The organism is Oceanobacillus sp. HCA-5259 (assembly GCF_037892815.1).
GTDB classification, from domain to species: Bacteria; Bacillota; Bacilli; order Bacillales; family Amphibacillaceae; genus Oceanobacillus; species Oceanobacillus indicireducens.
Genome location: NZ_JBBKBV010000018.1, coordinates 24,987 through 37,780, shown reverse-complemented (window position 1 = coordinate 37,780; position 12,794 = coordinate 24,987). Strand labels below are relative to the sequence as shown.

Genomic DNA, 12,794 nt, shown 5'->3' with positions numbered 1-12,794 from the left:
GAAGAGAGAACCAGAATAATAGATTTTGGAGGTAATTTTTATGAATCTTACAGAGACGTCCACAGCGATTCAGCAAGGCGATGTATATCTCGGGATTGAATTAGGTTCTACGAGAATCAAAGCTGTCCTAATTGACAACGATTTCAATACGATTGCTGCTGGAAACTATGCCTGGGAAAATAAATTCGAAAATGGCATGTGGACCTATTCCCTTGAAGATGTTTGGAAAGGGATTCAAAGCAGTTATCTTCAACTAGCTGCTGACGTAGAAAGTAAATATCACACAACACTTTCAAATATTCGTTCCATTGGGGTAAGTGCCATGATGCACGGCTACTTACCCTTCTCAAAAAATGATGAATTACTAACACCGTTCCGTACATGGCGGAATAATACGACAGGACAGGCGGCACATGACTTGACCGAACTATTCCAATTCAATATTCCGGAGCGCTGGAGTATTGCCCATCTATATCAAGCAATCCTTGATCAAGAAGAGCATGTACGTGAGGTTGATTTCATTACAACACTTGCAGGTTATGTCCACTGGAAGTTATCTGGAGAAAAAGTGTTAGGTGTAGGTGATGCTTCCGGCATGTTCCCAATTGAAGAATCGGGTTCTTATTCCGATAAGCATATAAAGCTGTTTGAAAACCTGGAAAATGTCTCTCAATACGACTGGAACCTTCTTGATATCCTCCCAAAAGTATTACAAGCAGGGGATCATGCAGGCACATTATCAGAAGCTGGTGCCAGATTACTAGATATAAACGGAAACCTTCAAGCCGGTAGTATCATGGCTCCTCCTGAAGGGGATGCGGGAACTGGAATGGTTAGTACGAATAGTGTTCGGAGACGAACTGGAAATATTTCCGTCGGGACTTCTGCCTTTTCCATGCTTGTCCTTGATAAACCATTACAGAAAGTCTATAAAGACATCGATCTCGTGACAACACCAAATAATGAGCCTGTTGCGATGGTCCATACGAATAATTGCTCTTCCGATATTAATGCTTGGGCTGGTATCTTTCAAGAATTCGCTGAACGTCTTGGCGTTAACCTTGATGAAGGCCGCTTATTTGAAATCCTATTCCACTCAACAACAAGATCAGAACCGGATGCTGGCGGATTAGTCAATTATAGTTATTTATCTGGTGAAAATATCACGAAAATGCCAGAAGGACGCCCTCTATTCGTAAGAGATGTCAATAGTTCCTTCACACTCGCTAACTTCTTCCTTACGCAGTTGTATGCAGCATTTGCTCCACTGAAAATTGGAATGGATATTTTAATTAATGAAGAAAAAATCGAGACAAATGTTTTAATCGCACAAGGCGGCCTATTTAAAACACCTGTCATCGCCCAACAAATCCTCTCCAATGCACTAAATATACCGATTACGGTTATGAAAACGGCTAGTGAAGGCGGTGCTTGGGGTATGGCAGTACTTGCAGCTTACGTGAAGCAAGGAAATAAGGAAATCAGTTTAGAGGATTTCCTTGACCAATACGTATTTACTGACCCGCAAAGTTCTACATTAAGCCCAGAACCTGCGGGGGTGGAAGGTTACGAGCAATTCATTACGAAATATAGGGCCGGACTACCAGTTGAATTAGCGGCAATTGAACATATTTAATCCATGAAAAATCCGAATGATCTTCCCTCCTCCCTTAGAGTATAAGGTAAGGCTGAATCATTCGGACTTTTTATCACGCATTAACGGTCTGTAATACCCCCCACTTCTAAACACGAGGGAAGCCCAATATGTGAAGGTGGGGGATATACAGTCCGTAAATACCTGATTCTGTTCAACTAACATTCAGTGGGGGGTAAGGAATTCCCCACTGAATGAAGTTTCACTTTACTATCCCTTCTTTTCCTGAAGAGAACCGTTAACTACCTCTAATTCTAGAACGGAATCGCGTTCGATCAACTCCGGCTCATAAACTTTGGAACGGACTTCCTGTTTATTAATCATATCAATAATCATTTTCCCTGCATCAAATCCCATCTTTTCCTGAGGATGGCGAATCGTCGTCAAGCTTGGATTCGTGTATTTGGAAAACGGGTAATCATCCACGCCAATAATCGAAATATCTTCTGGGATTTTTAAGCCAATCTCTTTTGCGAAATTCATAATTTGAATTGCCAGCTGATCATGGTAACAAACGATTGCCGTTGGAGCATATTTAGAACGCGTCAGCATCGTGTGCAGCTTTTTGAAGATATTATCTATTTTTTCCTCTGTCTGGTACATCATCATATCGCCCATATTCGAGATTTCCGGATGGTCCTGATAAGCTTTGATAAAGCCATTCATCCGGTCAACCCCTTGCTTATCATCAACCTTGAATATTCCTACAATCTGCTGATGACCTTTAGAAATTAAGTAATTGGTCGCCATCTCCCCTGTTTTCACATCATCCATCACTAAATACGGAATATCGAGATCATCGTACGTCGCGTTGATCGATAACATCGGGATACCCATCGCTTTTATATTATCGTACATATTTTTATTGAGATTATTTCTCGCACTCTTTGTCGGCTCGATAATAAATCCTGACAATTGGTTGGCTGTCAGATTCGTTAAACTTTTCCGTTCTTTCTCTGGATTGTTCTGAGTATCGGCAATAAGTATCGAGTAACCGTATGCGGAGATATAATTATCGATGCCGCTGATGATATTCGGGAAAATATAATCCGTTATATGTGTTGATATGAGCCCTATCGTTTTATTTTGAATTTGCTGCTTCGGTTTACTTTTCCAGTCATTTACAAATATCCCGGCACCTTGAATCCGGTAAACGTAATTATCCTTCTCCAGCTCATCAATTGCCCGGCGCACCGTGAAGCGGCTTACTTCATACATTTCCATTAATTCTGATTCCGTCGGTAACTTATCACTCACCTGATAAGTACCCGATAAGATCTTCTCACTTATATCTATTTTAATTCGTTCATATTTTTTAACCATGGCTAGATCCCCTTTTATATCATGACAAATTTATTATATCACAAAGAAAAAACGCTGCCTTGAAGAAGTAATTGATACACTCTTCAAAACAGCAGCGTTTTATTCAAGTTATCATTTATTTTGTCCATAATAAGCATTTTTTCCATGTTTTCTTAAATAATGTTTATCTAATAGGTAGGAATCCATGTCGATCTGATGGGGGTTCAATTGCAATGTATGATACGCCATCTTGGATACCTCTTCTAAAACAACTGCATTATGGACCGCATCCTCTGCTGATTTACCCCATGTAAATGGACCGTGATCGTTGACGAGAACTGCTGGTACTTCTAACGGATTAATTTTTCTTTCTTCAAAAGTCTCGACAATTACGTCACCCGTCTGCTTCTCATAATCATGGACTACTTCCGATTCCTTCATTTTTCTCGTAACTGGAACCGGACCATAAAATGTATCCGCATGTGTCGTGCCAGCAGCTGGTACATCAAGGCCGGCTTGCGCAAATGTCACTGCCCATGGCGAGTGGGTATGAACGACTCCTTGGATTTCTGGAAAATGTTTATATAATACAAGATGAGTTGCTGTGTCACTCGATGGATTTAAATCACCTTCCACAATATTCCCTTCCAAATCAAGAACAACCATTTGCTCTGATGTTAGTTCCTTATAGGCCACACCGCTCGGCTTAATGACGACGAGATTTTTTTCCCGATCAATCCCGCTGACATTTCCCCATGTGAACGTTACAAGATTATATTTTGGCAGTAACATATTCGCTTCATAGACTTCTTGTTTCAATTTTTCCAACATCGAGACTCATCCCCTTACAGAATTATTAACTACCCTCATCTTATATCACTTGTCCGTATAAGTCAAAGGTAATTGACTTTCATACGTATAAGTGATACAATTGCATTGTAACCGGTTTACTCAATCTAGAAAGTTGGTGCTCATAATGGTGACAATTACAAAAGAAAAATTAAACGCTCAGACAGACATTCCCTTAATGAAATATACGGTGGACAAAGGAAATGGTTATTCCTTTTCCTGTCTTAATGTCGGCGCTGCATTAACGTCGCTAACAATGCCAGATAAAGACGGCAAGACTAGTAATATTTTACTTAGCTTCAATGACCCGGAGGATTTTATAACAGATCAGACGTACTTCTTTGGTAAAGCAATCGGCAGGGTCGGCGGAAGAATTAAAGATGGAGCTTTCCAGTTTAATAATGAATATATTCAATTGCCGCAAAATGAAGGTAATAACACATTACATGGTGGCAACAATGGATTCCATAGCTTATGGTGGGACGTTTCCGAACTTGAGAATGGCATAGTTTTCACGAAAACCATTGATCCTGAGATGGACGGCTTCCCCGCTGAACTCGCTGCGTCCATTTCATACACTTGGATTTCCGGAAATCAGTTACAAATTGAGTTTACCGGTGAAAACCAATCCGAAATGGCGACCTTGTTCAATCCGACTACCCATAATTATTTTAATTTAAACGATAATAAAACAGCTGGACTCAAAAGTCATCTATTAAGCATTCCTGCGCGTGAGACGGTGGAGCTTGATAAGAACCAAATCCCAACTGGTAAACTACTAAATATTTCGGGCACAGCTTATGACTTTAACAAGGAAAGTAGTCTCTTAGAAAAATTAGAGTCTGTCAAACAAATTGGAGCATCTGGCTTTGATGACCCTTATAAGGTAACGGATTCAGAGATTGCCGTATTAAGGAATTCGGATAATGGACGATATATTCGCATCCACTCAGATCGAAATGGACTTGTTTTCTATTCTCTAAACGCGACTGAATCAAAGGAAATCGTAAATGATGGGCATGCCTTATCCCCGCATATGGCTGTTGCACTCGAGCCGCAAACATTACCTGGTGCAGTTCATCATCCGGATTTTGGTAATATTGTGCTTGATGCAGGTGATAAAAAGACATATCGGATTATTTATGAATTGTCAGTTGATGCGTGATTTTACGGGATAAACTCAATCGTTAGGAGCAGAGTCCAAACGCGCTCCCAGCCACTTATAAATAAGGAGCTTCTCAATAAAGGGCTTTACATAAAAATTAGAGAATCTACAAAAAGTGGGTTCTCCTTTCTTTTAATTTTAATATCATAAAACTACATCTCTTTCAACAAACAAGTTACCTTTAATTACAAATTCTCCCGAGATAAAAAGCCGCTCTCCATTCCAATAGAAAGCGGCAATTAGGCAACAACATTTATCATAGGGAAACTTCAGGATTTCCCTGAAGTTCCTTATAAAAGCTTACTCTGTACTTGGTTTAAGTAAAATTTCATTCCCTTGGGCATCTTTGATTTTTGTCCTGTGGAAGTTCCCTTCTGCCCAATCATTCATTTGATCATGGTACCATTCACTTCTAAAATGTCCCATTTGCCCTGGTGCGACAATATGATATCCGACGACAGGCTGATCCATGTCGATGACAAAGCGCCAGGAAGCGCCATGATCTACTTCTCCAGTTTCCTTCTTGTATGCTGCTGCCATTGGCGTGACAGCACTTCCGTCAACTGGAATTGGCTTTTCTCTGTTAAAAAAGTAGGCTAGTATAGGATGTACGTTAGATAACGGATGATAAAACTGTACTTTATGATAATCTCCCCACCGCCAGGCTTCCATATCCTCGCTATATTTATCCGCTAATTTCATAACTGCTGCAGTTAAGGATGTTTGCAATACCTTTTCTAAACCACCATTTTCTTCTATCCAAATGGATTTTTCACCATTGATACTCTTGCGTAATAGCTCATCGGTTGTCTGTCCGTTCGCACTAAAAAATTCCATCATCGATTCGGGAATTTCATCATATAAAATTGCATCGATTTCATCAAACCAGGAATGGAATATCAAAGGCTGGGGTAGCTCAACACCATCCTTATAATCCCAATTTTGTAGAAACTCCAAAGCCTCTTTTTCCGCTTCGCCAAGGTTTACACCTGTTAGAACATCATTAAATAGCGGCACAAACTCACGCGCACGTAAATTCATCGCATCCATCTGCAAGTTTTGCATGTCTTCTACAGTAAAATCGTCCCTTGCCTCTAATACTTCTGTGATTCGCTCATAACGATATGGCTGTGCCCAAACGTTGGAAATATGATAGGGGTAACTTTCACCAGCAATTTTATTATTTGCAGTTGCAATAAAGCCTTTCTCCGGATTTACGATACGAGGTAATTCAGCAAATGGAATAAAGTCTTCCCACTCGTACTTCGCTTCCCAACCAGGAAGTGGTAAAAGTGCATCTTCACTCGTTTCATAGATTGGTATTTTTCCATTTGCTTTGTATGCAATGGTTCCATCTTTCCCAGCAAAAACAAAATTCTGCGTTGGAACAATGAATTTTTCTAACCCTTTTTCAAATGTTTCCCAATCCTCTGCCCGATTGATATCTAGGATGGCCTCTAACTCTGTCGTTGCATCAAGTGCAGTCCAGCGTAGAGAGAAAACGGTATCTTTCGCACTATCTTCTGCAAACTCAGAAATAATTGGTCCATGACGTGTTTCAAGCACTTGGAAATCAATCGTTTCACCGTCTTTCACTTTGATTGGCTCCTCATGAACAAGTGCCTTTTCCCATTTTCCTTCAAACTCAAATTCTTCTTTGTTATCTGGATTCCGCTTTTCTATATAAAGCTGCTGAACGTCGGGATTTGCATTCGTTACTCCCCATGCAATATTTTCATTGTGACCAAGGATGATCCCAGGTACACCTGCAAAAATAACTCCACCCACATTTACATCAGCTGATTCTAAATGCATCTGCAACCAAATCGATGGTGTCGCCAAACCTAAATGGGGATCATCCGCTAATAACGGATGACCTGAAGCTGTTTTTTCACCACTTACTACCCAGTTATTACTTCCATTAAAATCATGTGGAATAACTGCATGTTCTATAATACCCGTTATATCAATTTCACCATCTTCCATGATTGTCGGCTTATTCTTGGGATATACTGGAAATAACTCCAAGGCTTTTTCCTCTCTGAACTGATTCAATAAATAATAGTTAAACGCTTGTCGTTCCCAATTTCCCCCTAAATCGAATGCCATATATTTCCCGATCGTAAGGGAATCTATTGTCGACCATTCCTCTGGCTCTACACCAAGCAATGTATACTCAATTGGTAATTTATCGTCTTCTATTGCCTCGTTAATATATGCATTCACACCTTCTGCAAATAACTCTAACACTTCAATTCCTTCATCTGTATAGGTATCATACGATTTTTCAGCTGCCCGTCTCAATCCAAGCGCACGAAAATATTTATCATTATTAATCGCACTTTCTCCAACTACTTCACTCAAAGTTCCAGATGCTTGTCTTCGTGACAAGTCCATTTGAAACAAGCGATATTGCGCTTGTACATAGCCCTGAGCGATATATAAATCATGATCATTTTGCGCACTTATATGGGGTACCCCATTTTCATCCGTGATCACCGTAACTTCATTTTGTAAATGCGGTAACGCAATGGTACCTTCGATATGAGGCAAAGATTTATTTATGTATGAATGTATATATATGAACACTCCAACCCCAATAATTAGTAACAATAATAGTCCAATAAGTAATATCTTCTTCCATCTTCCTTTTTTCCTTACTGGACTCTTCGTTGTTGTCTGTTGTTCCATTTGCTTCTCCCCTTTAAATTGGCCACCAGCAAATCATGCTATACCAACATTTGAAAAATACTAACATTTAATGGTCAGATAATAAATAAAAGTCTGTTATTACATCATTATACAATGAATGGCCCGGGAGGACAATGGATAGTTATTTTTAACTCAATGCGCCATCTGATTATATAGGCTTTTTAAATAGAAAGTACCTCTTCCTTCTTTTTAGCCACCTTATTTGTCAGTAGTACCATAAGTAGAGACAACCTTTCCATCGTTTTCCACTAATTGGTGTTTTCCTCATGAAAATCCTCTAGACGATTTTTTAATGCCTATTTTCATCCGCAATTCAAGCTTTATTTTTGGGTAAACTTAAAATAAATAATAACTACGAATAAACTTAATGGTTGAGAGCAGAAATAAACCACACTCCCAGCCATTCATTTAAATTGTTTTCATACAGTGCTCTTACGCAACACGTGATAACATCAATTAAGTCTTGCCTTTCCTAAAAAACGCGAAGGAGAGAAATTTTCCCTGGTGATATGCATTTACTCTTTTACCTTTAATAGTCGTAAACTATTTAATGTCACAAGCAATGTTGCCCCCATATCTGCAAATATCGCTATCCATAGCGTTAACCAACCAGGAACAACCAACAATAAAGCAGCAGCCTTAATTGCCAAGGAGAAGGTGATGTTTTGTTTGATAATCGCCAAAGCCCTACGGCTCAATTTAACTGTATATGGCAATTTGCTTAAATCATCGGACATTAAAGCAACATCGGCTGTTTCTAATGCTGTATCTGTTCCAGCTCCCCCCATCGCTACACCAACGGTTGATGCCGCAAGTGCTGGAGCATCGTTTACACCATCTCCAACCATTGCCACATTTTGATGCTTTCCGCGAAGCTCTTTGATTAAATTTAACTTATCTTCTGGAAGTAAATCAGCTTTAATATCAGAAACTCCAACTTGTTTTCCGATTGCTGTTGCCGTCCTTTGGTTATCTCCTGTCAGCATGACTGTTTCTATTCCCAGTTTGTTCAATTTCCCTATAACTTCTTTGGACGATTCTCTTATTTCATCGGCAACAGCAATCAACGAAAGGATTTTATTTTCTGTTCCTGACACCATCACGGTTTTCCCTTCTGTTTGCATATGAGTAATCTTTTCCTTGATCGTGCTTTCGATATTTCCATGCAGTTCCTCAAACAGATTTGGACTTCCGACATAGTACATGACATCGTTCACTTTTGCTTTTACGCCTTTACCTGTAATGGAATGAAATTCTTCCACCGTTACATTATTAAAATTTAATCTTTTTTCCTTTGCCTTTCTTACGATCGCTGAAGCCAATGGATGTTGGGAATTTTTTTCAATAGCAGCCGTTATAGTCATCCATTCACTTTCATTTTCATCATATGTCACAATGTCAGTTACAGCAGGTATTCCCTCTGTTAATGTTCCTGTTTTATCAAAGGCGATAGCTTGAAGTGCTCCAGATTCTTCTAAATGAACGCCACCTTTGATTAAAACACCATGCTTCGCAGCATTTCCAATCGCGGTAACGACGGCAACAGGGGTTGAAACAACTAAGGCACACGGACAACCAACCACTAATACAGCTAAACCTTGATAAACCCATTCTGCCCAAACACCACCAAACAGCAATGGGGGAACAACAGCAACTAGTAGAGATAATATAACAATAGCTGGCGTATAATATCTCGCAAATTTATCAACAAATGCTTGAGCAGGTGCTCGTTCTGCTTGAGCTTCTTCTACAAGATGAATAATTTTGGATAAAGTGGTATCCTCCACATGTTTTGTTACTTTGACTTCAAGTAACCCCTCTTCATTCAACGTTCCCGCAAATACTTCATCATTCATTGTTTTTATAACTGGGACACTTTCACCAGTAATCGCAGCCTGATTTAACGTAGAAGTACCATTGATAATCACCCCATCCATAGCCAATTTTTGACCAGGTTTTACAATCATAATATCGTTCACTAGGATATTTTCCACGTTTACCATCATTTCTTCATTTCCACGGCGAATTAACGCTTCATTTGGTGCAATATCCATCAATGATTCAATCGATTTACGAGCTGTATCCATTGAATAACGCTCTAATGCTTCCGTGATAGCAAAAAGAATGACAACGGTTGCCCCTTCGCCCCATTCACCGATGATGGCGGCCCCTATAACCGCAATCGTCATTAATGTTTTCATATCGAAATTTAATCTGCTTAGGTTTTTAAAACCTGCAATAAATAGCGAATAACCACCAATCAAAATCGAGGATGCGTAACCTACTGTTGGAATCATATGCCCTTCTCCGTATTCCTGTACTAAAAACCAACTAATAACAAGTAAAACCGCTGAAATATATACCTTTATGTTTTCTTTTTGCTTCCAGAAGGGTTTGCGCTCCACTCTTTTCTCTTTATCATCCCGAACCTTTAAATTCTCAAAGGATCCGGCCTTTTCTAAATCCTCAATTGTTGTCTCCCCTTTAACATAAACCTTGGATGCTCCAAAGTTTACTTTTGCATCCTTTACACCTGGCAATTCTTTAACGTTACTTTCAAATGTAGCTGCACAACTTGCACAAGAAAATCCTTGAACACGATATGCTTTCATTTCTTGTTCGGATCGTTTAACTAGCTGTTCAGGCATTGACCTTCACCTCTTGCGTGTGGGCTAACGCAATCATCATTAACTGCTTGATATGTTCATCATCCAACGAATAAAAAGAGAGTTTTCCTTCTTTTCGATACTTCACAACACCCTGCTTATAAAGTGTTCGTAAATGATGAGAAGCATTTGCTATTGTTGACCCAATAATATTCGCTATATCACACACACATAATTCTTCTTCTTGACACAATGCATATGTGATTTTTGCCCTATTTTCGTCGGCAATTGCTTTAAACATTTTGGCTGCACCAGAAATATCTACTGTCTGTAAATCCCCCTGTATTCGGTTAACCTTTTCTTCGTCATAATAAAAGATTTCACAGGTATCTTTTTTACTCATATCCTCACCTCATTATTATTCAAATATATACTTGAATGAACTTTATCATTTTACTCTCCCTTATTCAAGTTTATTTGATTAAGGATATTGTATAAGACAAAAAAGAAGAATCGAGATTATTTCCTCAATTCTTCTTCAACTGAACTGCCCTGCTATTCCATTTAATTTAGCCCTTTTAATAAGGGTATATTTCGCTCTATTTCCTCCCATAATCCGCCTTAATCTCGCCCCACTTCTTCGTATCCCATTTCTTAATTTTATTTTCATACGTATGGGTATGAAGCCAGTGAAGCGCCCGGTCAACCAAATTCCAAACCTCTTCCGTCGATGCATCCCGTTTCAGCGTTGTCGAAACCTTCTTTTCCCGCACCCATTTCATCGCATTAACCGAATCCGTATAAATCGTCTTATTGCTACCTTGCTTTTGTAAGTATGCCAGGGCATGAACGATTGCCAGGAATTCTCCTAAGTTATTCGTTCCTTTTTTAATCGGGCCATAAGAAAATACGACTTCTCCTGTCCGTGTGTCTACTGCTTGATACTCAATCGGACCTGGATTCCCACGAGTACCAACATCAACTGAAATACTGTCATAATCTATTTTTTCTGTAGAAGTGCTTGAAGAAGCATTGCTCGTTGACCTCTTACTAGATACAGCAGCCGTATTTCCACCACTCCCCCAATTCTTCTTCCAGCCTTCTTCAAACGCTTTTTCCGCTTCTTTACGAATCATATAAGATTTGAATTTCGCTTGTTTATAACCCTTCGTCTGTTTCTGGCATTCTGCCCAGCTTGTATAAATTCCGGGCTTCCTGCCTTCCCAAACGACATAATATTTTTGCTTTGCCATTGTACGACTCCGACTCCTTTTTTTAGTGTTTGCACCAATAAATTAAGTACTCATTCGACCGCGAGCTGCTCCTTTAACAAGGGAGAATGCTGCGATAGATAAAATAATTCCTGAAATATATGGCAGTTCAATCGCAATTGAATATAGAACTCCGCCGAGTACCGGACCAATAATTCTTCCAAGGGAATCGAAGGAAGATAGATAACCTGTCGTCCTACCATAACCCGCACGTGACTTTTTCGTTAAGAGAGACGAAATACTTGGGCGAATCACACCATTCCCCACTCCGAATATCGCAAGGAAAATAGCTGCAGTGATAAAGTTCTGTGTGAATAAAATCAGTGCAAACCCGATAGCCGAGATGATAATCCCCGATTGGATAATCCGCACTTCGCCAAATTTTTTCGTCAGTTTCCCCATATTTCCTTGAACAGCTGCACTTGCAAGTCCCATTATCATAAAGATATAACCAAGTTTCACCGCATCAAGCCCTGCTTTAGCCGCTGCGAAATACGCGAATGTTGCCTCCAGCCCAGCAAGCGATAATGTAATGAAAAATTGCAAGAAGTAGAGCAACGCAAACGGTCCTGCAATTGCTTTACGGAAAGGCTGTTTCTTGTCTCTACCAGCTTTTCCAGCTTCGGAATAATGCAAGGACTCTTTCAAGAAAAACATCACGAAAAGGAGTGTCAGGAATGATAATGTTCCTGCTATGTAAAATGGTGCGTGCAGGTTGATATTCGTGAATACTCCGCCAATCGCTGGACCGAAAATAAATCCTAGTCCTGTCGCTGCACCAATTATCCCCATTCCTTTACTGCGGTCTTCTTCCGTTGTGATGTCTGCAACATACGCCATCACAGTCGGCATGTTTGCTGCTGATAACGCTCCACCGATAACCCGGGCGGCAAACAGCATCAATACTTGTGTAGATAATGCCATGAGGAAAAAGGATAACGATAAACCAAATATCCCTACAAGAATAACTGGTTTCCTACCATACCTGTCCGATATTCTTCCCCACATCGGCGCAAATAAAAATTGCATGAATGAATATACTGCCATTAATAATCCAAGTTCCGTTGGCGAGGCACCTAATTCTTCCGCATAGAACGGGAGCACTGGAATGATGATCCCAAAGCCAACCATCACAAGGAACATAATCATAAAAAGAATCGGCAGCACTTTTTTTAGTTTCAAGTTTATACCACCTTTATTCATTGAAAAACAGACAAACATCTTTTTTCTACTAC

General features: G+C 39.7%; 9 protein-coding genes. 2 read left to right on the top strand and 7 right to left on the bottom strand.

Annotated features, from left to right (window positions below):
* The first annotated feature begins 40 nt into the window (after positions 1 to 40).
* Positions 41 to 1,636: a xylulokinase gene (locus WKU33_RS11280; RefSeq protein WP_077703051.1), complete on the top strand. Its 1,596-nt coding sequence runs from the start codon at positions 41 to 43 to the stop codon at positions 1,634 to 1,636.
* A 228-nt stretch (positions 1,637 to 1,864) separates the two neighbouring features.
* Here the strand turns inward: WKU33_RS11280 and WKU33_RS11275 are convergent, their stop codons facing one another.
* A complete protein-coding gene (locus WKU33_RS11275) occupies positions 1,865 to 2,977 on the bottom strand; it encodes a GntR family transcriptional regulator (protein ID WP_077703052.1) in 1,113 nt (370 codons plus the stop codon).
* 111 nt (positions 2,978 to 3,088) lie between these two features.
* Entirely contained in the window at positions 3,089 to 3,787 is a 699-nt protein-coding gene (locus WKU33_RS11270) for an L-ribulose-5-phosphate 4-epimerase (protein WP_077703053.1), read from the bottom strand.
* A 145-nt stretch (positions 3,788 to 3,932) separates the two neighbouring features.
* Between WKU33_RS11270 and WKU33_RS11265 the strand changes: the two genes are divergently transcribed.
* Complete coding sequence (locus WKU33_RS11265; RefSeq protein ID WP_077703054.1) at positions 3,933 to 4,970, top strand: aldose epimerase family protein; 1,038 nt, start codon at positions 3,933 to 3,935, stop codon at positions 4,968 to 4,970.
* Between the two features lie 300 nt (positions 4,971 to 5,270).
* Here WKU33_RS11265 and WKU33_RS11260 read toward each other — a convergent pair whose 3' ends face one another.
* The 5 genes from WKU33_RS11260 to WKU33_RS11240 all read right to left on the bottom strand — a co-directional run bounded on the left by WKU33_RS11260 (position 5,271) and on the right by WKU33_RS11240 (position 12,762).
* Positions 5,271 to 7,661: a penicillin acylase family protein gene (locus tag WKU33_RS11260; protein WP_156857009.1), complete on the bottom strand. Its 2,391-nt coding sequence runs from the start codon at positions 7,659 to 7,661 to the stop codon at positions 5,271 to 5,273.
* A gap of 536 nt (positions 7,662 to 8,197) precedes the next feature.
* Positions 8,198 to 10,330, bottom strand: a complete 2,133-nt coding sequence (locus WKU33_RS11255; RefSeq protein WP_336252644.1) for a heavy metal translocating P-type ATPase — start codon at positions 10,328 to 10,330, stop codon at positions 8,198 to 8,200.
* Positions 10,323 to 10,691, bottom strand: a complete 369-nt coding sequence (locus tag WKU33_RS11250) for an ArsR/SmtB family transcription factor (RefSeq protein ID WP_336252645.1) — start codon at positions 10,689 to 10,691, stop codon at positions 10,323 to 10,325. Before WKU33_RS11250 ends, WKU33_RS11255 begins: the two co-directional genes overlap by 8 nt.
* Before the next feature lie 196 nt (positions 10,692 to 10,887).
* A complete protein-coding gene (rnhA, locus tag WKU33_RS11245) occupies positions 10,888 to 11,541 on the bottom strand; it encodes a ribonuclease H (RefSeq protein WP_156857012.1) in 654 nt (217 codons plus the stop codon).
* Positions 11,542 to 11,583: 42 nt separating this feature from the next.
* Positions 11,584 to 12,762: an MFS transporter gene (locus tag WKU33_RS11240; RefSeq protein ID WP_445321699.1), complete on the bottom strand. Its 1,179-nt coding sequence runs from the start codon at positions 12,760 to 12,762 to the stop codon at positions 11,584 to 11,586.
* Between the last annotated feature and the right edge of the window lie 32 nt (positions 12,763 to 12,794).